The sequence below is a fragment of the Thalassolituus sp. ST750PaO-4 genome, assembly GCF_020320405.1.
GTDB classification, from domain to species: Bacteria; Pseudomonadota; Gammaproteobacteria; order Pseudomonadales; family Oceanobacteraceae; genus Venatoribacter; species Venatoribacter alkanivorans.
On record NZ_JABVCB010000007.1, the window covers coordinates 571,210 to 594,277 of the forward strand.

The following is a 23,068-nucleotide window of genomic DNA, read 5'->3' on the forward strand; positions in this document are numbered from 1 at the left end:
GAGTTGGCAATGAATCGTCCCGATTATCTGAACATGAAGTCTGCATCCGCTGAGCCGGTGGTTGTACCGGCTGAACAGAATCAGGCGTATGACACGCAGGCCGTGGATGGCCGTAAAGTACTGCGTAACACTTATATGCTGCTGTCCATGACACTGATCTTCAGTGCCGGTGTGGCTGGCATGTCGATGGCTTTTAACTGGCCACATCCGGGTATCATCCTGACGCTGGTGGGCTACTTTGGTCTGTTGTTTCTGGTTGAGAAAACCAAGAACAGCGCGATGGGCATTGTTTCAGTATTCGCACTGACCGGTTTTATGGGCCTGACTCTGGGACCAATCGTCTCTATGTACGCCAAACTGCCGGGCGGTACCGATATGATCGCCATGGCACTGGGTACTACCGGCCTGATCTTCCTGACTATGTCTGGCTGGGTGCTTAGCACCGGTAAAGACCTGAGCGGTATGGGCAAAACCCTGATGGTGGGTATTCTGGTCGCCTTCGCGCTGTCTATCGGTAACCTGTTCCTGGGTCTGCCAATGATCTCTCTAGCGGTATCAGCCATGTTTATCATGCTGATGAGCGGCCTGATTGCTTACCAGACCAGTGCCATTATTCACGGTGGTGAGACGAACTACATCTCCGCAACCGTTACCCTGTACGTTGCCATCTACAACCTGTTCCTGAGTCTGCTGCAGATTCTGGGTGTGATGGGCTCCGACGACTAACGATTTCTCTGTGCTCGAGAAGCTCGCCGCAGCACCTTTGGTCTGCGGCTTTTTTTTGTCTGTTATCCGGCGACCTGGCGGTTGATACGTCTACACTTCCCTGATATCCGGAGAGGTTTATGCGCGTTTATTGGGTCACTTTTTTCAGACGGTTATTGGCAATTCTGACGGCAGGGCTATTGTTTCTGGCGCCAGTGACGTATGCCGAATGCCTTGACCGCGACGCCAAAGCGGCCAGCGACGATAAAGCCAAAAGCTACTTCAAAACGGCCGAAATTTTTCATCCGGCCCGGGTGCTGAAAGTGCACCATCCCAGCCGCCAGAAAGAGGTGGCCAGCTACGTAAAAACCGGTAAAAAATACTACAGCATCTTCACTCTGGTGAATGAAGATTGTCAGGCGCATTTTATCAAGCGCACCCGTCAGGGCGATTAGCGGCGTTAGCCTGCAAGCATTGTTTCCATTTCTGGTCGTTGACCAGCTGCGTTTATTCCTTCAGCCTGTGATCTGTAAAAACCTACTGCGGAGATCAGGTATGAGCATTTACGATATTCAGGTTAAAAACATTCAGGGCGAGACTCAGGCGCTGAACGATTACCGCGGCAAAGTGCTGCTGCTGGTGAACGTAGCGTCCAAATGCGGTCTGACGCCGCAATATGAGGGGCTTGAAGCTCTGTACAAGGCTGAAGCGGCTAATGGGCTGGAAGTTTTAGGTTTTCCCTGCAACCAGTTTCTCGGACAGGAACCGGGCAGTGAAGATGAAATTCTGCAGTTCTGCAGCCTTACCTATGACGTTACCTTTCCGATGTTCGCCAAGCTTGAGGTAAATGGCCCGGGGCGCCATCCGCTGTACCAGCAATTAATTGCAGCCCAGCCAAAAGCCGTTGCCGGTGGTGCGCTGAAAGAAAAGCTGGCCGCCAAAGATCTGCTGCCAGCCAATGACAGCGACATCATGTGGAATTTTGAAAAGTTCCTGATCGGTAAAGACGGTACGGTTCTGGCCCGTTTTGCTCCTGATCTGCAGGTCACCGATGCGGTGGTGGCAGATGCAATCCAGCGTGCGCTGCAAGCCTGATAAGGAGATCGTTATGCTGACAGGCAGCTGCTTGTGTAATGGAATTCAGTATCAGATCGATGGCGAACTGGGTCAGGCCATGGTTTGTCATTGTGGCAAGTGCCGTAAATCCAATGGCAGCGCCTTTGCGGTTAATGCGGCGATTAAGGTCGATGAATTCCGCCTGCTGAAAGGGCAGGAACTGGTGGGGGAGTTTGAATCCACGCCGGGGGTCTTCCGCACCTTCTGTAAAAACTGTGGCTCGCCGTTGTACAGCCGGCGTCCATCCATGCCGGATATTTACCGGCTGCGTATCGGCACGCTCGACACCGATGTGCAGGTAAAACCCGTGGCCCATATTTATATGGGCTCAAAAGCCTCCTGGGATCAGCCGCACGACGATATTCCTCAGTACGACGAACGTCCCTGATCAGATCTGCGGGGTATAAAAAATCCTGCGTTGGATATTAGTCCGGTGCAGGATTTTTATTTTCAGGCCGTCATAAACGGATAATCGGTATAGCCTTCAGCACCCTGGGTGTAGAAGGTATTCTGATCCGGTGTGTTCAGTTCTGCTCCGGCCTGAACCCGTGCAGGCAAGTCCGGGTTGGCGAGAAAACCGGTGCCAAAGGCAACAGAATCGGCTTTTTCGGCAGCAATAATGGCCGCCGCTTCATCGGCGTTATAACCCATGTTAAGCATCAGATGGCCCTGATAATGTTCACGCGCAATACTCACCACATCCGCCTGCTGTACACCAAAGAAATCGGCACGCATTAAATGCAGATAAGCCAGATTAAAACGGTTCAGGTGTTTGGCCAGATACTCGGTCCAGGCCAGCGGATCACTGTCGCGCATATCGTTAAAACTATTCAGTGGCGATAAGCGCAGACCAACGCGGCCACTGCCGATTTCAGCGGTAACGGCGTCGAGAATTTCGGTCAGAAAACGGGCACGGTTTTCCAGCGAACCGCCGTATTCATCCGTGCGCTGGTTTGAGCCATCGCGCAGGAACTGGTCAATTAAATAACCGTTGGCACCGTGAATTTCCACACCATCAAAACCGGCGGCAATGGCATTGGCAGCGGCTTTGCGGAAGTCATCAACAATGGTGGCAATTTCTGTTTTGCTCAGAGCACGTGGCACGCTGTAAGGTTTTTTGCCTTCCGGTGTGTGCACTTCGTCATTAATGGCAATGGCGCTTGGGGCAACCGCTTCGGTGCCGTCGTTCAGCAGCGGATGAGCTGCACGTCCGGCATGCCAGATCTGCATAAAAATACGGCCACCGGCTTTATGCACGACGTCGGTGGTCAGTTTCCAGCCTTCAACCTGCTCCGCAGAGTAAATACCCGGATCATTACCAAAGGCAGACGTGCGGGGTGTTACCATCGTGCATTCAGTAATTAACAGACCGGCACTGGCACGCTGAGCATAATATTCGGCCATCAGTTCATTGGGCTGGTGGCCAACGGCGCGGCAGCGGGTGAGTGGCGCCATAACGAAACGGTTGGGCAGGGAAATATCGCCTGTGATGGTGGCGTTGAACAGAACTTGGGTATCGGTGGACATACATTCTCCGGGATGAATGAGTAACTTACTTATTGCGATAACTATATAGGGCCGCAGCGTCGGATTTCACCCGCCGCCACAGCAACAGACTGTTGTATTGAGCGTTATAGTCACTAACAATGGGCCGAATTCAGCAGGCCTGATCCACACATCCTGAACTGGGACGCCGAACATGATGAAAGCCGTATTACTGGACGCCGACACACTCGGCTCTGGCGTTGATTTAAGCCCGATCCGGGCGCTGGTGAGCGAACTTCGGGTATTTACCCGTACCAGCCCGGAACAGTTGGAAGAGCATCTGGCTGATGCCGAACTGATTCTTACCAACAAGGTGCAGATACCCGGCTGGGCTATGCAGGGCCGTAAGGGCATTCTGGTGCTGGCCACCGGCACCAACAATATCGATATGGACGCTGCCCGGGCGCAGGGTGTACCGGTGCGCAACGTCAGCAATTACGGCACGCACTCGGTGGCACAACATACCCTGATGCTGATACTGGCGCTGGCGGCGCGCTTGTCGCGTTATCAGCACGACATCCGTGGTGGTGCCTGGCAGCAAAGCCCATTCTTCTGTTTGCTGAATCACAATACGACTGAGCTGGCGGGTAAAACCCTGGTAATTGTTGGTCAGGGCACGCTGGGCAGTGCCGTGGCTAAACTGGCTGAAGCCTTTGGCATGACGGTGATGTTCTGCGCCCGTCCGGGAGCAGAAGATGACAGCCGCCTACCTTTTGAGCAGGCGATTGAGCAGGCTGATGTGCTCAGTTTTCATTGTCCGCTGAATGAACACACCCGGCACCTGCTCAACCGCGACAATATCGACCGCCTGAAGCGCGGCTGTCTGGTGGTGAACTGTGCCCGCGGTGGCATCATCGACGAAATGGCCGCACTCTGGGCGTTACAGTCTGGGCATCTGGGTGGGCTGGCTGTGGATGTATTACCGGTAGAACCACCAGACGAAGGACACCCGCTGCTGTCCGCGCTTAAGCAGGGCAATCTTAATCTGATTGTTACTCCGCATAACGCCTGGATCAGTCCGCAGGCACGGCAGAATATTATTAATCTGACTGCTGACAATATCCGTATGCTGGCGTAAATTTTCACGCTCTTTATTAATAAAAATAACAGTCTTCCCTGGCTGTTTTGCCTGATTTTTATTATCGCCAGAGTAACAGTGCCGGCGGTTGTTTTACGTTAAAGAAAAGCCCGGACAATCCGGGCCAGTTATTTGCACCTTTAACCATGCTGAACCAGTTTTGATAAGTCCGGTGAATTCCGGACCTGGAATAATCAAAACAATAAAAAGGATTCTGCATGCGCAACGTTGCTCTTACCCGCACTCCGTTTGTTGCCGGACGCTATCTGCGTTCTTTCTTTGCAGTGAAACTGCTTTTTCCCGAATGGGCTTTACGCATAATCTGCGCATTGATAACCATTTTTGTACTTACCGGTTGTATCGAAAAAGAAACTCTGGTTCGAATACCAGATGCTGAAAATATTCTGTTTACTTCCACCGGAGATTTACTGGTCAGTGGTGGTAAAAATATTTATCAGATCCGGCGTTCAACGGATGCTCTTGGCAATACCAGCTACCAAAGGCGGGCACTGTATGAGGGGAGCGACTGTGCTTTTGCTGGTATTGCCGAGCATAACGGCTGGGTTTTTACGGTCTGTCAAGAAAACCGGCTGGAATGGCGCTGGTTCCGGCTGGTTCTGGTGCAGGATACACACCTGCTGGCAGCCAGCCTAAAGCAACGGCCTTTAATATTCCGCGCGCTGGATCGTAAAGGTACAACCGACCCGCTGGATAGTTTGTCCATTCCCAATGGTCTGGCATTTGCTCCGGATGGAAACTTAATAATTGCCGATACCAATTATTTTGGTCGTTCAGCACTGGGCCGCATCAGTCTGGATTATTCGGCATCACCGCCAGCGATTAAAAGCTTTGAAAAAAACTGGCTGGGAGATGCTTACGGCATACAATCGCCAAATGGTGTGCGGGTCAGCGGTAACACACTGTACGTATCGGATGGTAATAAAGTACGCCGCTTTATATTTAATGCGCAGGGAGAAATACCCTTAACCCTGACGGATTACGCCGGCAACAGCATCAGCAATGCTGCGGCCGACAACGTATTGTTCAGCGGTGCGACACTGATTGACGACATCATGCCGTACTGCGGTGGTATTGCCGTGGCGATGTACCTGCAGGGGCAGCTGGTGTATCAATCGGCGGCCGGGGACCGAATAGCAACAGCACCGCTGAGCTTTGAATCACCCAGCTCGCTGGCTATTGGTGCCGGAGAAGGCTTTAACGGTTACGATTTACTGGTAACAGAGAAGGGCCTTATTTTTGATCAGCTTTCTGCTCTGGGGAACCGTCTGAGCCGCGTGCCGCTGGCAATGGATCTGGCCAATGCGGAAACCTGTCGTGCTATAACAGCGCCATAACAACGCCTTAGATTTATCTTCAGCCATGCTCTGCAGCCTTCTGAAAATCGCGTTATAGTGGCAGCAAGCCTGACGTGCCGACGTGTGGAGGTTGTATGAGCAGATTGTGTATTTTCCCGATCCCGGGTTGCGTTACCTTTCCTGGTACGGTGTTCCCGCTGCACGTGTTTGAGCCGCGCTATCGCGCCATGATCCAGCATTGTCTCGACACCGGCATGCCGGTCGCTATCTGTCATACCGAAAAGATGATCAGTCCCGGCAAACCCACCGGGAATCTGAAAGAAGCGCTGAACAGCAATCAGGCAACCTACCGGCCATATCCGGTTGTCAGTGCCGGACGCTGCGAGTTGGTAGAAACCAGCGATGACGGCCGCATGTATCTGAATGTGCATCTTGAACAGCGTTATCGTTTGGGAGACTCGGTGCAGTTATTGCCCTATCAGATATACGAATGTGAGCCCTTTCCCGACCGCGAATTACCCGCGCCAGAAGCGGAGCTGGATGATGCTGATAATGCCCTGTTAAAAGATAAAATCCTGCATCGCCTTTACGCGCTAGGGCAGGGTGATGATGATGTACAACGCAGTATCGAATATTTAATGGAATCGGAAGAATGGCAGACAATAAGTGCGCAGGCGTTCAGTTTTGAACTGTTTGGTATGATCGCTTTCGATGCCGATATTCTGCAGGAGATACTGGAAATGGATTCGGCCAACGAGCGTCTGAACTACACCTTGGCGCTGTTAAATGATGTATAACATTCACCTGACATTCTTTAGCCACAAATCGCCCGGGAAGGTTATTACCAACTAAATGGAGTAAACATGCTGTCTGATTTTATCCGCTCACTGCCATCAGGAACCTGCTATGCGCAACTCTGGAGCGACCGTATCCGTATAAGCTGCACGCAATCAACCAGGGTTTTTGACGACCAGCCGTTATTGGCGATACGCAGCGAAAACGGTAAAAGAATTGTGATGGCTGTCGGACGTAAAGCTGCGCAGTTGTATCAGCAAGAGCAATTAAAAGAACAGCGCAACGAACAACAAAATGGAAAGCAAACGCAGGATATAACACTGGCTAATCCTCTGGATCATCCACGGTTGTTAATTGCCGATTTTGCTTATGCAGAACGGTTGCTGCGTTACGGCATTGCCAGTGTGTATGAAAAAATTGTTCTGCCGCGCTCGCCTGTGCTGATTATTCAGCCGATGGAAAAAACAGAAGGCGGTATCAGTGATATTGAGCGGCGCATGTACACCGAGCTTGGATTAAGTGCCGGAGCACGCAAGGTGTATGTGCACGATGGAGCCCCTCTGGCTCATCCGGTGAGGGCTGAAGATGCTGATCTGAAACGGATCATGGTGGCTAATAAACCATAAGCCCGAACCCTCTGTAGTCGGAGCTCAGACCTGGTCAGACAGATGACCGGCGTTGAGCCGGCTCAGGGCTGGCAGAAAGCCTGCGAAAAGAGAGCGCAGAACGATCATTGGTCAGTTTCCCATAGCCGCAATTTTTTCTTTCAGTTTTGCCTGATCACGCTCAAAGCTGGCCTTCTTCTTTTGCTCTTTTTCAATCATCGCCGCAGGAACCCGGGATATAAAGCCATCGTTGTTCAGCTTATTGGCGATGCGGTGAATTTCGTCTTCCAAGCGCTCAACCTCGGCGGTCAGGCGGGTGAGTTCTTCGGTGCTTTCCATCAGATCGGTCATGGTGAGATTACCTCCGTGTGCGTGCTGCGAGGGATGGCTGGCAGTCACGGTCTGCCTGCTTCTGCCGCTGTCTGGCGAGCAGGCTTTAAAATTGAAACTCTGCATTCAAGTGTAGCCGGTTTTGCGGGGTTTGCCGGATATTTGCCAGGACGCGACAAATACAGGTATCCAGCCGGGCCGGGTTGAGAAGGCACAAATCGGGGTTAACGCGCTGATAAATCAGAGCGGTTGTTTACAATATACCCATGTATATGATCAGTGATTTATCAGTTGAGGGCGGTAATAAAGTCCGATAGTCTAATGAAAAAGCAGGGATTGCTGAGCCTACCCGCTCGTCTGAGCAGCGGAACGGATGCTGATACTCCCTGAGAACGATATGCGTAAATCAAACTTTGCCAGTCCTGTTATGGCATCAACAAAGAAGGGCGGCAACGTGCCTTAATTCAGAACGATGCAATGGCATCCAGAGGGCTTGCAGTACCAGCAAAATGTTGACCAATTACATGGGGGTAGATTTGAGTGGTTGCCACATCGCTATGGCCTAATAATTCCTGCAAGGTTCTGATATCTCGCCCGGAGCGTAAAAGCTCAGTCGCAAAACTATGACGAAAGGTATGGCAGGTAATTTGCTTAGAGGATAAGCCTGCGTCCTGTACTGCCTGCTTCAATGCCTTTCGGGGCACAGAATCATGGAGGTGATGGCGGCAGAGAATTTTCGGGGGTGAATACAAACATCTGCCGATGGAAACACAAACATCCAGGCGGGTTGCCGGTGAGCGGAAGGGTACTTTTTACCGAGTACACCGGGTAGGGATGGACCCAAACCTCGTTGATTATCACTTTGTTGTAATGTAATCGTTTTATCAAAAAACTCATTACATAAGGGCTTCAGGCTGTGCGGCAAGATAGTGACACGATCTTTAGCGCCCTTGCCATCGAAGACGGTCAGCGACCCTTGGTTGAAGTTGAAGTCTTTTATTCGTAAACGCAAACATTCTGAAATTCGTAAGCCAGAACCGAATAACAGCGAGAAAATGAGCCGATCGCAGTTATCGCAGACACTCAGAATCCTTCCTATTTCGGCGGATGATAATACCGTAGGTAAGTGACGCGGTCGGGTAGCAAAGGTAAAACCGATATCACCAAAGGGCTGGTTCAGGTACTTATTATATAAAAAGCCAGAGCATTTAAGGCAATCTTTTGGGTGTTGATGGCAACATCCTTACGGTTGGCCAGAAAGCTCAGAAACATCACGACATGATCTGGACTGAGGCTGGCGGGGTGCTGTAAGCGGTGAAACCGGATATAGAACCTGATCCAGTAGATATAGGTATGTTCTGTGCGGATGCTGTAGCCATGCAGCCGCATGAATTCACGGACCTCTGTCAGAAATATACTCTTCGCCATCCTGACCTCCGAATGTAAAGATTTGCTGTTTATATATACAGTATATTTTAAGATTTTCAAGAAATCTGGCACGCTTTACATTCGTGCTTGCTCGTTTTGCTGGCGGGTAGTAATGTAAACGTCAATTGAATCAATAGCTTACAACGTTGGTTGACAAGTTTATGTGCACAGAAAGCTGGAATTAGCAGGCGTGCGCGTTTTTCTGGAAGGGATTTTTAAGTTATGGAAGATTTCTTAGAAGAGTCAATGATTTACAAAGGCTTTCTCGAAAGTGTCGCTCAGGATAAATGCGCACGCACACTAATAAGCTGTTAAGCGATAAAGTCAACGTTGAAGTAAACAAACTAATGAGAAGTAAACTTAATGAGTGAACATACTGAAGTACGCCTTCCTCTTGTAGCAAAATTACTCAAGCTTGGATGGGATAAAAACCAGCTTCAATATGAGCCGGAATGGCGTGTGCCGAAAACACCTAGCGAGGCTAGTCGTCGTGAAAAAGGACAGAGCTTTAAATCATTTCCTATCGATGTTGCGATTTTTGATCATCCATCTCATGTAGGTGATTATCAGCATCTTCAAGTCATAATTGAAACAAAAGCACCAACTATAAATGAGGGAATAAACCAGTTAGAGATTTACATGAGTCTCGAGCCTCATGTATTGCTTGGGATATGGACTAATGGACAGGAATTGATTCTTGTTTATAGAACTCCTGATGGAAAATTTGAAATTGAGAAGAATGGGAGTCTTCCCAAGCCTACGGATAGCCTTATAAGAACGACAGGGAAGCGTTTAACGTGGGCTGACCTAGAAGTACCGACTACTGCGGAATTAAAAAAAACATTTTCCCGGCTGTTAGATGTAGTGGTAAGCAGAGATACTTTAAGTACTCGCAGAGATGATCAGCTCAACAATTTGTGCAATATTATTCTTGCGAAGCTGGAAGGTGATAAGTTAGCCAAATATTCCCCAGATGATCCAGCCCCTTTTCAGGTATGGGGTAGTGAAGACGAAACAGCGACAAAGGTGAAAGCACTTTTTGCTGGTATGCGCATTGCCCATAGCGACCTATTTCTAACTGATTCGGACAAAGACATACATCTCGATGACCATACGATTCATGCTTGTGCGTATGAAATTTCTAAATATAAGCTTCGTGACACCTCAATTAGCGTTATCTCTGAGGCATTTCAAATATTTAGAACGTCGAGCTTAAAGTCCGAAGAAGGCCAATATTACACTCCATATCCTGTCATCCGGAGTGCGATCAAATTAATGGAAATAAAGCCAAGTGACAAAGTTCTAGACCCAGCATGTGGAACAGGAGGGTTTCTTTTAGAGAGCTTTAGACAGCTAATCGAAAACCACCCTAACATGTCAGACGGTGATACGAAGAGCTGGGCAAATCGACATCTATTTGGAGTCGATAAAGACCGTATCAATGTTAAGTTGACAAAGGCAATTATGCTGACCATTGGCGATGGGAGCACGAACACTTATTTGGGTGACTCTATAAGAAAGCATTTGTGGGCTACATATTTTCAAGATTTGCAGACTGCCCTTACGCCTAGTTCATTTACATGCATTGTAACAAACCCACCTTTTGGAAAAGGATTAAAGGTTTCAAAGGTCGATGCAAAAGCTGCCGGTTTTACCATTTCCAGAAAGCCGAAGAAACTTGCAAGTGGCGGTTTTGAGTTTTCAAAGAGCATTTATGAAGAACGAGAGATTGGGATTTTATTTCTTGAGCGCTGCTATGATTTGCTTGCAGAAGGCGGAAGGTTAGGAATTATCCTGCCCGAAACATATATGTTTTCACCCTCTTATGCCTGGCTTAGGTTTTGGCTTAAAGATCGGTTTGAATTAAAAGGGATGCTGAATATTGCTATGGAAGCATTTCAAGGATTTTGTCGTGCGAAGACGAACTTCTATATTTTCGAAAAGGTGGCCAATAAAAATGCATAAACCTAGTTGGTTCCAAGATGGAAAAACCCTAATTGTAAACGCAAAAACTTGCGGGATTAATAAGGATGGCCATGAACAGTATATTGTGAATCCAGATACTGGAATTCGCTCAAACTCTGATATAGATGATGATCTGGCAGAATGTTGTGATCTTGTTAAGTCTGGGGATTTTTCTAGAAAAGAGGTTTTTTTCTATGACACAAGTAGAGTTGTAGAAAGTGGTTCATATGTTCCAAAGTATTTTGATCATAAAACATTTGAGGGGATTGAAGAGCTTGCAAAAAACAATCAAGGGTTATCAATCAAGTCATTAGGACAGCTTAAAAAAGAAAAGAAGATATTATTATTCGGTGGTCATGGAAGTCCCAGCTCCGATCAGCGGATTGGTGAAATTCCATATATAAAGGTGTCCGATCTTCGCGCAGGGCATGTCAATATTAATCCAACAAATATGGTTCCTCTTGCTCTAGCAAAGAAATTCTGGGGGGCGGATACCTCAGGTCTGAAAGCATATGATCTGGTTTCCCCTGAAAGAGCATCTAAAAATATCGGTGAGTTTTGTGTTCTAATGCCTGGACAAGAAAGCTCGGTATTAACCAAGGAGGTTATTGTTGTCCGAACTAATACAGACTTGTTTGATCAATTTTACTTACTTTGGGCGCTTACTCTTAAAGAAGTAGTTGCACAGTGGGAGCGTATAGTATTCATGCAAACAAATAGAGAAGATGTCGGTAAAAGAATGCATGAGATTCTAATCCCCATACCCGAATCAAGAGAGCTTGCCGATAAACTCTCATTCCAATTTAGGGATTACTATCAAAGCCTTGAAAAGGCTAGACGGATTTTTGTTGACGCTATTGAACACAGCAGTTTCAGTCATCACATTCATCTGGGAGAGTAGCGCTTAACAAAGCGCTGCACTCGGACAATTTTTCCGCTGCGCTCCAAAATTGCCGGTGAGCGCGGCGTTAAACGAAAATAAGCATTAAGCATCTACTACTAACAATAACGATTACCTGGAGCCTTATAAGCATGGCCGATGAGGCAATGATATATGCCGAAACAGAGTTTACTGTTGGAGTAAAAACTACTCTTGAAAGTGGGTCGCCTAAGAATAGCTACATGGTAGTGTTCGAGGATGACGGAGATACTGGATATTTATACGGATTAGATAGAGGCCGAGATGGTAACCCCATTCTCGATGCCCTCCATATTTATAATGTCGCCAATGTCACTGACAAACATCTTCCCTCGGAAGCACAAATAGTGTGGTCAGGAGACGGGAACAAGGCTCTATTGCTAATAAACGGCTATCCTCATGCAGCTTTCGACTTTGTTGCTAAAAGAGGCTATTGCCGAACCAACTTTCCACCGCCGGACACAAAATGGACAAAGTACAGTCATGAGTGGAGTGATGATGTTCTTACACTGTTCTGAGTCCGCGTTTAACAAGGCCAGCCAGAGGGACCAAAAAACCGCCGCTTCGCTCTGGTTTTTCGGCCCCTGCTGGCGGCGTTAAGCATCAAAGTAGAAATCGAGCATGGAACCAGAAGAGCTAATTTCAAGGGATAATTTGTCCAAAATTAAGAATCACGATCAATTCTTTGAGTTGCGCCAAGCTGTATTCCGTTTGGGATCAGCGAGACTTTTTGAGCTTCTGTTTCCTATAGCATTGCAATATGAATTAGATGGAGCTAGTTCAATAGCAGCAATGTTGTTGATTGATTTTGACCCTAAAGCGATTCGGTCCTCAGAAGAGTTACTATTGGAAGTTGCAGATTCAAAATGGGACCTTAGTGATAAGCTTATTCCCTTCTATCTTGTTGCTCAGTTTGGGAAGTATAACGTAATCAGTGAAATCGATAAGTTGCTATCGAGCAGAGCATTCAATTACGATCAAAGAACAAGAGTTGAAGGTATTAAGTACTGGGCTGAAATGCCAGCAGCATCGCTATCTGCTGACTATACATATTTCGAATGGCAAGAAGCTATAGAAGGTAAAAATACTTAACAAGGTAAAGCAGCGGATTCGCTTCGCTCACCGCTGCTTGCGGCGTTAGGGCTCTTGAAATGAATCGTACATTTCCAGGGTATTCATTAGTGAAGAGGGTGTTGAGTTCGGAATAATCCGCAAAGCCTCACTACCTTTTTCAAGTGAGCTTGAATGGGCAAAGGTATTGGCAGAGGATGAATCAGGAAACTTTTTCATTGAAGTTGATGAGGCTGTCTACTTCTGGGATCACGAAACCTCTGAGACGGAGTTTCTTGCTAGTTCATTGAATAATTTTATTTCTAGTGTGCAGAACCTGAAACAGTTGAGCTGAAGCCAGATCAAGTTGAATCGATTTGGGTTGATCCTGAGTTTGCGAAGAAATTTGGCATCAAATCCAGGCCTAACAAGGCGTTCAAGCAAGGACGCGCTAACGCGCTTAGCTTAGCGTTGATATGATTCCCTTTGTTAAATAGGCAAATGGCGTACTCACCGGAAACCCAAAAAATTTACAACTGATGTCGATTTCGAAACTTCTCGTACGACTATATAGAGGGCTAAGGACTGGTCGATCAATATCGAGCGCCTTGTCATCCTTGTATATTCTTTCGAGAGGATTTCACAATGAATAAAAGAATCGTCATGCAGCTTCTGCATTTAACCACAACAGTAGCAATATTCACTTTCGGGGGCGCTGCGCCAACAGCAGCACAGAATGCGGAGCAATTAGCAATGAATCAGAACCCACAAGCAGTTCAGACTGGTTACGCTCCTGTCAACGGTCTGCGCATTTACTTCGAGATCCATGGCATCAAGAACCCAGCGCAGCCGCCTCTGGTGCTGCTACACGGTGGTGGCGATACAATTAATACGTCGTTTGGTCAAATCCTGCCAGAACTTTCCCGCACCCGGCAGATCATTGCATTCGAACAGCAGGGCTATGGACACACCGCAGACATCATCGAACGGCCATTCAGCTTTGAACAATCGGCCGACGACACTGCCGCACTGTTGGATTATCTGCATATTGAAAAAGCCGATCTTTTCGGTTTCAGCAACGGGGGAACCATCGCTTTGCAGGTGGCGATTAGACATTCAAAGGTAGTGCGCAAGCTGGTATTGGCCTCGGCCCTTCTCAAGCGCGATGGCGCGTATCCGTGGCTCTGGGACGCGATGGCTAATGCCAAGTTGGAAAACATGCCACAGGAACTGCAAGAAGAATATCTCAAGGTTGCGCCTCACCCAGAGAATCTACGGCTATTTCACGACAAGGCCGCGCGACGCGTGCTGGAATTCAAGGATATTCCAACTGATGCGATCCGCAGCGTTTCCGCGCCGACGCTGATTGTTGTCGGCGACGCCGACGTCATACGCCCGGAACATGCCGTAGAAACATTCCGGCTCTTCCAGCACGCTCAGCTCGCCGTGCTTCCCGATACAGATCACATGAAAGTGACGACGCGGGTCGATTGGTTGGTGCCTATGATCACAGATTTTCTGCAAGCACCGACGGCAAAGTAACGGAGGCCTTTCAGTTTTGCTTTACATCGGGCCAGAGGATGCCTGACAAAGCACTGCTGGCGGACAACTGATCCTGCCCCATTTTAACGGACACCGAAGTCAAACTGACGAGGTGTCCAATGCCAGAATATATTCAGCCAGAAAAGACATTGCAGTATTCAAACGAATTCAAAGTTAAAGCAGTTCAGTTTAGTGAATCTTGTCCGTCACTTTCCCTGATCTGCTTCTTACATGCCGCACACAGCGGCAGCGCTTCCAGCTTGCGGCGATAGTTTTTGGATGCCCAGTCATTTCCTATTTTGCTGTAGTCAAATTTAAACGGCAGTTCACGTTCCGGGTTATTAAATGCCGGGTCGGATACGCTGATACCGCATTCTGTGCACTGGCTGGAGGATTGCGAAAGTACTATCTGCAGCGGAATAAGCGGAATAAGCGGAATAAGCGGGATCAGCAGTAGCAGGGCAGCAAGAGGAATCTGAGGTGTTATCAGTACCCAGATAATCAGGCTGAGGGTACCTGTTGCTGTCAGGAGACGGAAGGGTGTCATTATTCTATCCGGCGTGCGCTTAGACTTTTCGATATTGAGGTATTTCTGACCGACATAAATAAAAAAACCGCCGACTCTTATCAAGTGGGCGGTTTTTATTGCAGAGCCGGTAAGTCAGCGCTTACAGCGCCTTAATTTTCTCGATCTGCTCTTTGAGCTTAACAATGTCGCGCTCAAAGCCTGCGGCTTTTTCTTTCTCTTTTTCCAGAACCGCAGCCGGTGCTTTTTCAGTAAAGCCCGGGTTAGCGAGTTTGTTGGTTACGCGCTCCAGTTCTTTTTCCAGCTTTTCGATGGATTTGCCTAAGCGGGCTACTTCGGCGTCTTTATCGATAAAGCCGGCCATCGGAATCAGCACCTCCATATCGCCAACCAGCTGGGTGACCGACATCGGTTCTTCGTCGCCGTCGTTCAGCCAGGTGAGTTTTTCCAGCTTGGCCAGTTTCATCAGGAAGGTCTGGTTTTCTTCTGCGCGGCGGAAGTCTTCGTCGTCGCCGTTTTTAAACAGCAGCTCCAGTTCTTTACCCGGTGCAATATTCATTTCTGCACGGATATTACGCACGGCGGTGATCACACCCTGCAGCCATTCGATATCGGCCTCGGCCTGAGCATCAATAAAGGCGTCCTGTGCCTGCGGATATTGCGCCAGCATGATACTCTTTGCCGAGTCAGGACCGGTTTTGCCGGCCAGGTCTTTTACCTGATGCCAGATCGATTCTGTAATAAACGGAATAATCGGGTGCGCCAGGCGCAAGGTGGCTTCCAGTACGCGTACCAGGGTGCCACGGGTGCCGCGCTTGGCTTCTTCTGGCGCGTTGGCGTCCCACAGCACTGGTTTGGACAGTTCCAGATACCAGTCGCAGTATTCGTTCCAGATAAATTCGTACAGCGCCTGTGCGGCCATATCAAAACGATACTGGTCCATATGGCGGGTTACTTCTTTTTCGGCATTCTGCAAGCGTGAAATAATCCAGCGGTCGGCCAATGACAATACGGCTGGCTCGCCGTTAGCACCGCAGGAAACTTTCATATCGTCGGTAATGGCGATATTGCTGCCGGCTGCGGCGGCGTTTTCCACGGCTTCTTCGCCAGCCACGCTGAGCATGACGTAGCGTGACGCGTTCCATAATTTATTACAGAAATTACGATAGCCTTCGAGGCGCTTCATATCCCAGTTAATATCACGGCCGGTGGAGGCCATGGCGGCGAGGGTAAAGCGCAGGGCATCGGTGCCGTGCGGGGCAATACCTTCAGGGAATTCTTTTTTGGTGCGCTTGCCGATTTTTTCGGCCAGCTGCGGCTGCATCATATTGCCGGTGCGTTTTTCCAGCAGTTCATCCAGCGAAATACCGTCGATCATATCCAGCGGGTCGAGTACGTTGCCCTTGGATTTCGACATTTTCTGGCCGACTTCGTCGCGGATCAAACCGGTAACGTACACGGTTTTAAACGGTACCTGCGGCTTGCCATTTTCGTCTTTGCAGAAGTGCATGGTCATCATGATCATGCGTGCTACCCAGAAGAAAATAATATCGAAACCGGTTACCAGCACGTCGGTCGGATGGAAATCGGCCATACGCTTGGCCACTTCCGGGTCGTCCAGATTTGGCCAGCCCAGCGTGCCGAAAGTCCACAGGGCAGAGGAGAACCAGGTGTCGAGTACGTCGTTGTCCTGACGCAGTTCGACGTCATCGGCCAGATGATTCTGCGCGCGTACTTCGGCTTCGTCGTGGGCAACGTATACGTTGCCTTCTTCGTCGTACCAGGCCGGAATACGGTGCCCCCACCACAGCTGCCGGGAAATACACCAGTCCTGAATGTCGCGCATCCAGCTGAAGTACATATTTTCGTAAGATTTCGGCACAAACTGAATGTCGCCGTTTTCTACTGCTTCAATCGCTGGCTTGGCCAGGGTTTTGGCATCCACATACCACTGGTCGGTGAGCATTGGCTCAATCACCACACCGCCACGGTCGCCGTAAGGTACGGTTAAATCGTGGTCTTTAATTTCCTGCAGCAGGCCAGCCGCTTCAAAATCGGCAACAATGGCTTTACGCGCGGCAAAGCGCTCCATGCCACGGTATTTTTCCGGGATGCTGGCGTCGATGTCGTTATTCACGCTGCCGTCGGTATTAAATACCTGCGCGGTTTCGCGCACGTCGGCATTAAAGGTGAAAATATTAATCATCGGCAGGCCGCAGCGCTTGCCCACTTCGTAGTCGTTAAAATCGTGTGCCGGGGTTACTTTTACCGCGCCGGTGCCTTTTTCCATATCGGCGTGCTCGTCGCCCACGATCGGAATGCGGCGGCCCACTAATGGCAAAATAATGTCTTTGCCGATTAAATCTTTATAGCGCGGGTCTTCCGGGTTAACCGCTACACCGGTATCACCGAGCATGGTTTCCGGACGGGTGGTGGCCACCACGATGTAGTCGTTGCCTTCTGCGGTTTTCAGGCCATCCGCCAGCGGATAGCGCAGGTGCCACATAAAGCCTTTGGATTCTTTATTTTCCACTTCCAGATCAGAAATGGCGGTGTGCAGTTTCGGGTCCCAGTTGACCAGGCGCTTGCCACGGTAAATCAGGCCGTCTTTGTGCAGGCGGATAAACACTTCCTGTACGGCTTTGTAGAAACCGTCATCCATGGTGAAGCGTTCGGTGTCCCAGTCAACCGAGTTACCCAGACGACGCATCTGGCCCGTAATCGTACCGCCGGATTGTTCTTTCCATTCCCAGACTTTTTCGAGGAATTTTTCGCGGCCTAATTCGTGACGGTCAGGCTGGCCTTCGGCCGCCAGTTTGCGCTCAACCACCATCTGCGTGGCGATACCGGCGTGGTCGGTACCTACCTGCCACAGCGCTTTTTTACCCTGCATACGCTTGTAGCGGGTGAGGGCATCCTGAATGGTGTGCTGGAAGGCGTGACCCATGTGCAGCGAGCCGGTGACGTTCGGCGGCGGGATCATGATGGAGTAACCTTCGCCGGTCAGTCCGTCCTGATAAGGCTTGAAGTAGCCTTTTTCTTCCCACTCTTTGTACCAGGTTTGTTCAAGGGCGCTGGGCTTGTACGTTTTATCCATGGTTCGCTGCTGCTCGTCTCGTCGTTATCGCAGCCAGTCCCGGCGGGGCAGTGGCTGGTTTCGGGTTCAAAAAATGGCGCCGATTATAACGGAAACTGCGGTTCAGGGGCAGGGTTTTGCAGCGTTTCGCTGTTTGTGCGGCGATTCCGGCGGCTGCCGGAATCGCCATGGCGGGAAGGTCAGTGGTTCAGCTTTTCGCGCAGCTTTTCACGCAGGCGTTCGGTCAGTTGCGGCAGCATTTCGGCAACCAGCTGGTCGATCAGGTGTTCTTTCTGCAGTGGCGTCAGTTGTTGCATGTGCTGCTGCACGGCCTGTTCGCTGGCGCGTGCCTGCTTTTGCTCCATTACACGCTGCATGGTGCGGTGTGCTTCCTGGGCGCTGTGCTGGGCCGCTTCGCGCTCCTGGGTCAGGCGATCAAGAATGGCCTGGGGCAGAAAGGGGTTAGCCGATACCCGTGCCGGAGCAGTACCAGTATTGCCCGATGCCTCTGTGGCCGGGGTCGTTACCGGTGCTGTTGTTTCTGTGCCGACCAGTGGCGCGGCAGATACCTGAGCTGGCCGGGCTGGCATATCGCCCTGCGGACGCTGAATCACCACGTCGGGTAATGGCTGTGCGCGCAATACCGGACGTGGGCTGGCGGCCTGAGGTTTGCCTTCTGCTGGCTTGTTCTGCGTTGCGTTGCTTTCTGCCGCTTTGGCTGCCGGTTGGTTCGCCGGGCGGCTGCTATCGGCTATTGGGCGCAGTGGCACTGCGGTTGGTTTGGCCGATACGGCTTTTAATACCGGTATGTCATTCTCGCTGAACAGTTCGTCCAGCAGCGGAATGTCATCGGCCGGGTCTAGTGTCGGGATGCTGCGGCTGTGGTCTACCTGATCGCTGGCAGCATCATCGAGTACACGTTGCAGGTTTTCCAGTTCACGCAGCAGATTGCCGGGTTCGTCCTGGTCGTTACGTTGGTTCATTAACGCAATCTCATGTCGATATTGTTGATCGGGTAGCCCCGGTCTTTGAGGAATTTGTAGTGACTACGAGTGTAGTCCAGCACCTGATCTTCCTGTACTACGACGGCAATAAATCGCTGAAAGCGGCTGAAAAACGCCGGTAGCTGGCTGCTGAGATTCACCATCACATCATGATGATGGCCTGGATCGTTGTGCCAGCTGATGCTGACCGGGCAGTCGGCCGGAGCGTCGCTGGCGCTGAGCAGGGTGTGCGGCACAAAGGCATCGTCGCGGAATTGCCAGAGCTGCTCGTCAAGCTGGCGGGCGGTGCTTTCATCATCGACCTGAATCAGTACGCGGTTACCCTTGCTGAAGGCTTTTTCCACCACGCGGCAGGCAAACAGCATCTGTTCGGCGCGGGTCTGGGCGGCGAGGATGTAAAAATCAACCTGGGTCATTGTGTTTCTGCCGTGCTGTCGGGGCTGTTATGAGCCGGTCCGCTATTGAGAGCGTTACCGGCTGTACGGTGTATATGGCTGGCTTTATAGCCGGCAAACAGCCAGCTCAGGTGCTGCTGCAGTGTGGCGCTGAATTCGAGCCGGAACAGGGTCAGCGGAGGCTCGGCAATGGCGGCGGCCACGGTTTTGCTCGGGTGGCAGATATGCCAGCAGCCAATCATGGCCTGCTGAATATGCAGCAGCAGTTCTACCGCTTCGGCTACTGAGATGCTGAGCCAGCGGCTGATTAATGTGGCAAAGCGCTGCAGCAGTGGCAGCAGGCCAAGCTTAAAGTTGCGCGCTTCGTCTTCGGTCAGATTGCGTTCCAGTACGGTATGCAGAATGGCATTCAGACGGCAGAACAGGGGTTCCTCAGCCAGGGCCTGAGCGCAGACGGTGGCAGCATCATCACCCGGCGGCAGTTGCTCGCCGTGTTCAATCAGCCGTTCCATCTGTTGGTGGTAAAGCGCCAGAAACAGGGCCTCTTTGCTGCGGAAATAGCGGTACAGGGCAGCTTTGGTGATGCCGACCCGCTGGGCAATATCGTGCAGGCTCACCTGTTCAAAGGGGGCTTCGGCAAAATAGCCGGCGGCGGCGTCCAGAATTTGCTGGCGGCGCAGGGCTTTTTGTTCCGGGCTTTTTGCCCGCTGGCGGATACAGGTCATGAGGTCGGGCTGGTCTGTGCCGGCTTGGGCCGGTCGGACAAGGGCTGCCATGTTGGTAACTGAGGCCAGAATGCTACCTCTGGCCTCAGGGCAAGGCAAATGCTGCTGTCAGGCTCTTTGCGCTGCGTCACACCGATTGTCCGAACTGATGCAGAACCACGTCGATGGTTACCTCCAGTTCGTTCAACGCTTCCAGGCGTTGCAGCGCTTCATTGCGCACTTTCCAGCGGTGTGGGGTCATCATCAGCAGGTCCATAATCTGCTGGTTACTGGTCAGGCTGACACGGTATTTCAGGGTCTGCTCGCCTTTGCAGTCAAAGCCGTGTTCGGCCATGGCCGGACGCGGATCAAGGGCGGCGAGGTTCACTTCGTCGTAGATGATCTCGCGCAGTTCGACCAGATGATGCAGGCCGGTATTGAGCAGCACAATCTGCCCTTCTGGGCGCAGTGCGCGGGCAAAACCCTGCGGCATCAGGTTGGTAAACAGGCAGGTGATCAGGTCCAGGCTGTGCGCAGTAAAGGGCAGCTGGCCGCCGGAGGCGACCAACCAGTCGATCTGTTTACTGCGCCGTGCCGCACGGCGGACGGCGTCTTTGGATATATCGACACCATATAAACAATGCGGCAGCTGATGATCGTCGAGCACTTCCTGCAGACGCTGGGTGTAATAGCCTTCGCCACAGCCAACGTCGGCAATCTGCAGACCGCCGTCGTGGTTCAGTGCCAGTTCCAGCACCCATTGATTGAGCATGTCGGAAATCGGCCGGTAGACCTGGCTGTCGAGCAGGCGCTGGCGGGCGTCGACCATTTCCAGCGTGTCGCCCGGAGCTTTCGATTTTTTATGCTGGGCCAGCAGCAGGTTGAGGTAGCCCTGACGGGCTTCATCATAGGTATGGCCGGCGCTGCAGCTCCAGCGCTTATCAGCGGCCTGCAGCTCCAGCCCGCATACCGGGCAGGCAATCACTTTGTTCACGCGTTGTCTCTCAGGCCAGCAGTAATTCGAGGATGCGTTCGTAGATCACGGTCAGGGTGTCGAGATCTTCGGCGACAATGTGCTCATCCAGTTTATGGATGGTGGCATTGCAGGGGCCGAGTTCCAGTACCTGGGCACCGGTTGGCGCAATAAAGCGGCCATCGGAGGTGCCGCCGGCGGTCGACAGTTCGGTGTCGCGACCGGTGACTTCTTTAATGGCCTGTACGCTGGCTTCGACCAGTGGGCCGCGTGCAGTCAGGAAAGGCTCGCCACTCAGGTTCCAGTCGATGTCGTAGCTGAGGCCGTGTTTATCGAGAATGGCGTGGGTGCGTTCTTTCAGGATGTCGGCGGTCAGTTCGGTGGAGAAGCGGAAGTTGAACACCACTTCCAGTTCGCCGGGAATAACGTTGGTGGCACCGGTACCGGCTTTGATATTGGAAATCTGGAAGCTGGTGGCCGGGAAGAATTCGTTGCCTTCGTCCCAGTGCTCTGCCGCCAGTTCAGCCAGTGCCGGGGCGGCAATGTGTACCGGGTTTTTCGCCAGATGCGGGTAGGCCACATGGCCCTGAATACCGTGTACATGCAGCACGGCGCCCAGTGAGCCGCGGCGGCCGTTTTTCACCACATCACCAACAGCGTTGGTGGAAGATGGCTCGCCGACGATGCACATATCGATCTTCTCGTTACGCGCTTCGAGAGTTTCCACCACTTTTACCGTGCCGTTTTTCGCCGGGCCTTCTTCGTCGGAGGTGATCAGAAAGGCGATGGAGCCTTTGTGATTTGGGTGTTTGCGCACGAAGTTTTCACAGGCAACCACCATGGCGGCCAGTGAGCCTTTCATATCGGCGGCACCACGGCCGTACAGCAGTCCATCGACAATGGTTGGCGTGAACGGCGGGTGGCTCCAGCGCCCTTCCGGGCCGGTAGGTACCACATCGGTATGGCCGGCGAAGCACACCAGCGGACCCTCTGTGCCACGGCGTGACCAGAAGTTTTCCACCTCTTCAAAACGCAGTTCTTCGTTATTGAAACCGGCGGCGGCCAGACGCTCCATCATCAGGGCCTGACAGCCATCATCATCCGGGGTGACTGAGCGGCGGGCGATTAAATCAAAGGCCAGTTGCAGAGTGGGGGTCATGCTGTTTCCTGATCGGCAAAGGCGGGCCGGAGTGCGCCGGACCGCAGAATTTAAAATGGCGCGTATCATAGCAAAACTGCGGCTGTTTTGCGCGCTGGCCGGGGTAGCTAAAGCGGCTGACCCAATAAGCCGTTGCGCCGTCCGGTGGCGGTGATACCATAGCCGGCTTTTTACCCGCCGGATTTTCCGGCCGACCAGCACTATTTAAGGTAGATAACATGAGCCAGCCCCTGACTCTTGAAGAACTGAACCAAGTGATGGCAGAAGCTGATCTGCTGAAATCCGAAGCTGACGTAGAAGCCGCGCTGAATCAGCTGGCTACGGATATCTCAGAACGTCTGAGCAGCAGCCTGCCGGTGGTGTACAGCATCATGAACGGTGGTCTGGTGATGGCCGGTCGTCTGCTGACCAAGCTGCAATTCCCACTGGAGCAGGGCTATATGCATGCCACCCGTTACCGTGGCGAAACTTCAGGACAAACCGATCTGCAATGGCAGGCGCCACCATCGGTGCCGATGGAAGGCCGTACCGTACTGATCCTGGATGACATTTTCGATGAAGGAAACACCCTGGCCGAAGTGGTGAAATCCTGTCAGCAGCAGGGCGCGAAAGAAGTTCTGACCGCCGTGCTGGTGAACAAGGTTCATGACCGTAAAAACACTGATCTGAAGATCGATTTTATCGGTATGGATGTTGAAGACCGCTACGTATTTGGCTGTGGTATGGACTACCGTGGCTACTGGCGTAATGCGCCGGGCATCTACGCGGTGAAAGGTTTGTAATTCGTCAGCGTTTGCTGAACGGTTGGTTATAAAAGGCGCCTTTTGGCGCCTTTTT

26 protein-coding genes are annotated in these 23,068 nt (G+C 51.2%); 14 read left to right on the forward strand and 12 right to left on the reverse strand.

Going from position 1 to position 23,068, the window contains the following annotated elements; genetic code table 11:
• Nucleotides 1–9 precede the first annotated feature (9 nt).
• The 4 genes from HUF18_RS08400 (at nucleotide 10) to HUF18_RS08415 (ending at nucleotide 2,209) form a co-directional block, all read left to right on the forward strand.
• On the forward strand, nucleotides 10–726 hold the full coding sequence (locus tag HUF18_RS08400; RefSeq protein ID WP_225691848.1) for a Bax inhibitor-1/YccA family protein: 717 nt from the start codon (nucleotides 10–12) through the stop codon (nucleotides 724–726).
• Nucleotides 727–845: 119 nt separating this feature from the next.
• Nucleotides 846–1,160 (forward strand): hypothetical protein, encoded by a 315-nt coding sequence (locus tag HUF18_RS08405; protein WP_225691849.1) that lies wholly within the window; start codon nucleotides 846–848, stop codon nucleotides 1,158–1,160.
• Between the two features lie 100 nt (nucleotides 1,161–1,260).
• A complete protein-coding gene (locus HUF18_RS08410; protein WP_225691850.1) occupies nucleotides 1,261–1,800 on the forward strand; it encodes a glutathione peroxidase in 540 nt (179 codons plus the stop codon).
• A gap of 13 nt (nucleotides 1,801–1,813) precedes the next feature.
• Entirely contained in the window at nucleotides 1,814–2,209 is a 396-nt protein-coding gene (locus HUF18_RS08415; protein ID WP_225691851.1) for a GFA family protein, read from the forward strand.
• Nucleotides 2,210–2,271: 62 nt separating this feature from the next.
• Here HUF18_RS08415 and HUF18_RS08420 read toward each other — a convergent pair whose 3' ends face one another.
• Nucleotides 2,272–3,348, reverse strand: a complete 1,077-nt coding sequence (locus HUF18_RS08420) for an alkene reductase (protein ID WP_225691852.1) — start codon at nucleotides 3,346–3,348, stop codon at nucleotides 2,272–2,274.
• A 172-nt stretch (nucleotides 3,349–3,520) separates the two neighbouring features.
• Between HUF18_RS08420 and HUF18_RS08425 the strand changes: the two genes are divergently transcribed.
• The 4 genes from HUF18_RS08425 to HUF18_RS08440 all read left to right on the forward strand — a co-directional run bounded on the left by HUF18_RS08425 (nucleotide 3,521) and on the right by HUF18_RS08440 (nucleotide 7,181).
• Nucleotides 3,521–4,444: a D-2-hydroxyacid dehydrogenase gene (locus tag HUF18_RS08425; RefSeq protein ID WP_225691853.1), complete on the forward strand. Its 924-nt coding sequence runs from the start codon at nucleotides 3,521–3,523 to the stop codon at nucleotides 4,442–4,444.
• A gap of 218 nt (nucleotides 4,445–4,662) precedes the next feature.
• Nucleotides 4,663–5,799, forward strand: a complete 1,137-nt coding sequence (locus tag HUF18_RS08430) for an SMP-30/gluconolactonase/LRE family protein (protein WP_225691854.1) — start codon at nucleotides 4,663–4,665, stop codon at nucleotides 5,797–5,799.
• A 95-nt stretch (nucleotides 5,800–5,894) separates the two neighbouring features.
• A complete protein-coding gene (locus HUF18_RS08435; RefSeq protein ID WP_225691855.1) occupies nucleotides 5,895–6,557 on the forward strand; it encodes an LON peptidase substrate-binding domain-containing protein in 663 nt (220 codons plus the stop codon).
• Nucleotides 6,558–6,623: 66 nt separating this feature from the next.
• Nucleotides 6,624–7,181, forward strand: a complete 558-nt coding sequence (locus HUF18_RS08440) for a rod shape-determining protein (RefSeq protein WP_225691856.1) — start codon at nucleotides 6,624–6,626, stop codon at nucleotides 7,179–7,181.
• Between the two features lie 111 nt (nucleotides 7,182–7,292).
• On the opposite strand, the gene HUF18_RS08445 is transcribed toward HUF18_RS08440, so the two are convergent.
• From HUF18_RS08445 to HUF18_RS19705, 4 genes are all read right to left on the reverse strand, one after another.
• Complete coding sequence (locus HUF18_RS08445) at nucleotides 7,293–7,511, reverse strand: hypothetical protein (RefSeq protein ID WP_225691857.1); 219 nt, start codon at nucleotides 7,509–7,511, stop codon at nucleotides 7,293–7,295.
• 443 nt (nucleotides 7,512–7,954) lie between these two features.
• The gene (locus tag HUF18_RS19695; protein WP_342453565.1) at nucleotides 7,955–8,194 is read right to left on the reverse strand and encodes a tyrosine-type recombinase/integrase; all 240 of its coding nucleotides are present in this window, start codon (nucleotides 8,192–8,194) and stop codon (nucleotides 7,955–7,957) included.
• Entirely contained in the window at nucleotides 8,176–8,670 is a 495-nt protein-coding gene (locus tag HUF18_RS19700; RefSeq protein WP_342453568.1) for a tyrosine-type recombinase/integrase, read from the reverse strand. Before HUF18_RS19700 ends, HUF18_RS19695 begins: the two co-directional genes overlap by 19 nt.
• Nucleotides 8,667–8,918 carry a site-specific integrase gene (locus HUF18_RS19705; RefSeq protein WP_342453566.1) on the reverse strand — a complete coding sequence of 84 codons (252 nt, stop codon included), beginning with the start codon at nucleotides 8,916–8,918 and terminating at the stop codon, nucleotides 8,667–8,669. The genes HUF18_RS19700 and HUF18_RS19705 overlap by 4 nt, the downstream gene beginning before the upstream one ends.
• Before the next feature lie 363 nt (nucleotides 8,919–9,281).
• Here HUF18_RS19705 and HUF18_RS08455 point away from each other — a divergent pair, with 363 nt between their 5' ends.
• The 5 genes from HUF18_RS08455 to HUF18_RS08475 all read left to right on the forward strand — a co-directional run bounded on the left by HUF18_RS08455 (nucleotide 9,282) and on the right by HUF18_RS08475 (nucleotide 14,394).
• Nucleotides 9,282–10,883: an HsdM family class I SAM-dependent methyltransferase gene (locus HUF18_RS08455; protein WP_225691858.1), complete on the forward strand. Its 1,602-nt coding sequence runs from the start codon at nucleotides 9,282–9,284 to the stop codon at nucleotides 10,881–10,883.
• A complete protein-coding gene (locus HUF18_RS08460) occupies nucleotides 10,876–11,784 on the forward strand; it encodes a hypothetical protein (RefSeq protein WP_225691859.1) in 909 nt (302 codons plus the stop codon). The genes HUF18_RS08455 and HUF18_RS08460 overlap by 8 nt, the downstream gene beginning before the upstream one ends.
• A gap of 131 nt (nucleotides 11,785–11,915) precedes the next feature.
• Nucleotides 11,916–12,320: a DUF2251 domain-containing protein gene (locus HUF18_RS08465; protein WP_225691860.1), complete on the forward strand. Its 405-nt coding sequence runs from the start codon at nucleotides 11,916–11,918 to the stop codon at nucleotides 12,318–12,320.
• A 103-nt stretch (nucleotides 12,321–12,423) separates the two neighbouring features.
• Nucleotides 12,424–12,894: a hypothetical protein gene (locus HUF18_RS08470; protein WP_225691861.1), complete on the forward strand. Its 471-nt coding sequence runs from the start codon at nucleotides 12,424–12,426 to the stop codon at nucleotides 12,892–12,894.
• A gap of 603 nt (nucleotides 12,895–13,497) precedes the next feature.
• Entirely contained in the window at nucleotides 13,498–14,394 is an 897-nt protein-coding gene (locus HUF18_RS08475; protein WP_225691862.1) for an alpha/beta fold hydrolase, read from the forward strand.
• Between the two features lie 184 nt (nucleotides 14,395–14,578).
• Here the strand turns inward: HUF18_RS08475 and HUF18_RS08480 are convergent, their stop codons facing one another.
• The 7 genes from HUF18_RS08480 to dapE form a co-directional block, all read right to left on the reverse strand.
• Nucleotides 14,579–14,941, reverse strand: coding sequence for a hypothetical protein (locus HUF18_RS08480; RefSeq protein ID WP_225691863.1), 363 nt, complete (start codon nucleotides 14,939–14,941; stop codon nucleotides 14,579–14,581).
• A 121-nt stretch (nucleotides 14,942–15,062) separates the two neighbouring features.
• A complete protein-coding gene (locus tag HUF18_RS08485) occupies nucleotides 15,063–18,017 on the reverse strand; it encodes a valine--tRNA ligase (protein WP_225691864.1) in 2,955 nt (984 codons plus the stop codon).
• Nucleotides 18,018–18,196: 179 nt separating this feature from the next.
• Entirely contained in the window at nucleotides 18,197–18,979 is a 783-nt protein-coding gene (locus tag HUF18_RS08490; protein ID WP_225691865.1) for a hypothetical protein, read from the reverse strand.
• Complete coding sequence (locus HUF18_RS08495; RefSeq protein ID WP_145469037.1) at nucleotides 18,979–19,416, reverse strand: DNA polymerase III subunit chi; 438 nt, start codon at nucleotides 19,414–19,416, stop codon at nucleotides 18,979–18,981. The genes HUF18_RS08490 and HUF18_RS08495 overlap by 1 nt, the downstream gene beginning before the upstream one ends.
• Nucleotides 19,413–20,120 (reverse strand): TetR/AcrR family transcriptional regulator, encoded by a 708-nt coding sequence (locus tag HUF18_RS08500; RefSeq protein WP_225691866.1) that lies wholly within the window; start codon nucleotides 20,118–20,120, stop codon nucleotides 19,413–19,415. The genes HUF18_RS08495 and HUF18_RS08500 overlap by 4 nt, the downstream gene beginning before the upstream one ends.
• A gap of 127 nt (nucleotides 20,121–20,247) precedes the next feature.
• Nucleotides 20,248–21,093 carry a putative RNA methyltransferase gene (locus HUF18_RS08505; protein ID WP_145469035.1) on the reverse strand — a complete coding sequence of 282 codons (846 nt, stop codon included), beginning with the start codon at nucleotides 21,091–21,093 and terminating at the stop codon, nucleotides 20,248–20,250.
• Nucleotides 21,094–21,103: 10 nt separating this feature from the next.
• Nucleotides 21,104–22,231, reverse strand: coding sequence for a succinyl-diaminopimelate desuccinylase (gene dapE, locus HUF18_RS08510; RefSeq protein ID WP_145469034.1), 1,128 nt, complete (start codon nucleotides 22,229–22,231; stop codon nucleotides 21,104–21,106).
• 218 nt (nucleotides 22,232–22,449) lie between these two features.
• On the opposite strand from dapE, the gene HUF18_RS08515 reads away from it, so the two are divergent.
• A complete protein-coding gene (locus HUF18_RS08515; RefSeq protein ID WP_145469033.1) occupies nucleotides 22,450–23,013 on the forward strand; it encodes a hypoxanthine-guanine phosphoribosyltransferase in 564 nt (187 codons plus the stop codon).
• Nucleotides 23,014–23,068 lie beyond the last annotated feature (55 nt).

Bases quoted from the DNA above. Each gene is read 5' to 3' on its own strand.
- HUF18_RS08400 (WP_225691848.1), top strand. From the start codon at position 10: ATGAATCGTCCCGATTATCTGAACATGAAGTCTGCATCCGCTGAGCCG.
- HUF18_RS08405 (WP_225691849.1), top strand. From the start codon at position 846: ATGCGCGTTTATTGGGTCACTTTTTTCAGACGGTTATTGGCAATTCTG.
- HUF18_RS08410 (WP_225691850.1), top strand. From the start codon at position 1,261: ATGAGCATTTACGATATTCAGGTTAAAAACATTCAGGGCGAGACTCAG.
- HUF18_RS08415 (WP_225691851.1), top strand. From the start codon at position 1,814: ATGCTGACAGGCAGCTGCTTGTGTAATGGAATTCAGTATCAGATCGAT.
- HUF18_RS08420 (WP_225691852.1), bottom strand. From the start codon at position 3,348: ATGTCCACCGATACCCAAGTTCTGTTCAACGCCACCATCACAGGCGAT.
- HUF18_RS08425 (WP_225691853.1), top strand. From the start codon at position 3,521: ATGATGAAAGCCGTATTACTGGACGCCGACACACTCGGCTCTGGCGTT.
- HUF18_RS08430 (WP_225691854.1), top strand. From the start codon at position 4,663: ATGCGCAACGTTGCTCTTACCCGCACTCCGTTTGTTGCCGGACGCTAT.
- HUF18_RS08435 (WP_225691855.1), top strand. From the start codon at position 5,895: ATGAGCAGATTGTGTATTTTCCCGATCCCGGGTTGCGTTACCTTTCCT.
- HUF18_RS08440 (WP_225691856.1), top strand. From the start codon at position 6,624: ATGCTGTCTGATTTTATCCGCTCACTGCCATCAGGAACCTGCTATGCG.
- HUF18_RS08445 (WP_225691857.1), bottom strand. From the start codon at position 7,511: ATGACCGATCTGATGGAAAGCACCGAAGAACTCACCCGCCTGACCGCC.
- HUF18_RS19705 (WP_342453566.1), bottom strand. From the start codon at position 8,918: ATGGCGAAGAGTATATTTCTGACAGAGGTCCGTGAATTCATGCGGCTG.
- HUF18_RS08455 (WP_225691858.1), top strand. From the start codon at position 9,282: ATGAGTGAACATACTGAAGTACGCCTTCCTCTTGTAGCAAAATTACTC.
- HUF18_RS08460 (WP_225691859.1), top strand. From the start codon at position 10,876: ATGCATAAACCTAGTTGGTTCCAAGATGGAAAAACCCTAATTGTAAAC.
- HUF18_RS08465 (WP_225691860.1), top strand. From the start codon at position 11,916: ATGGCCGATGAGGCAATGATATATGCCGAAACAGAGTTTACTGTTGGA.
- HUF18_RS08470 (WP_225691861.1), top strand. From the start codon at position 12,424: ATGGAACCAGAAGAGCTAATTTCAAGGGATAATTTGTCCAAAATTAAG.
- HUF18_RS08475 (WP_225691862.1), top strand. From the start codon at position 13,498: ATGAATAAAAGAATCGTCATGCAGCTTCTGCATTTAACCACAACAGTA.
- HUF18_RS08480 (WP_225691863.1), bottom strand. From the start codon at position 14,941: ATGACACCCTTCCGTCTCCTGACAGCAACAGGTACCCTCAGCCTGATT.
- HUF18_RS08485 (WP_225691864.1), bottom strand. From the start codon at position 18,017: ATGGATAAAACGTACAAGCCCAGCGCCCTTGAACAAACCTGGTACAAA.
- HUF18_RS08490 (WP_225691865.1), bottom strand. From the start codon at position 18,979: ATGAACCAACGTAACGACCAGGACGAACCCGGCAATCTGCTGCGTGAA.
- HUF18_RS08495 (WP_145469037.1), bottom strand. From the start codon at position 19,416: ATGACCCAGGTTGATTTTTACATCCTCGCCGCCCAGACCCGCGCCGAA.
- HUF18_RS08500 (WP_225691866.1), bottom strand. From the start codon at position 20,120: ATGACCTGTATCCGCCAGCGGGCAAAAAGCCCGGAACAAAAAGCCCTG.
- dapE (WP_145469034.1), bottom strand. From the start codon at position 22,231: ATGACCCCCACTCTGCAACTGGCCTTTGATTTAATCGCCCGCCGCTCA.
- HUF18_RS08515 (WP_145469033.1), top strand. From the start codon at position 22,450: ATGAGCCAGCCCCTGACTCTTGAAGAACTGAACCAAGTGATGGCAGAA.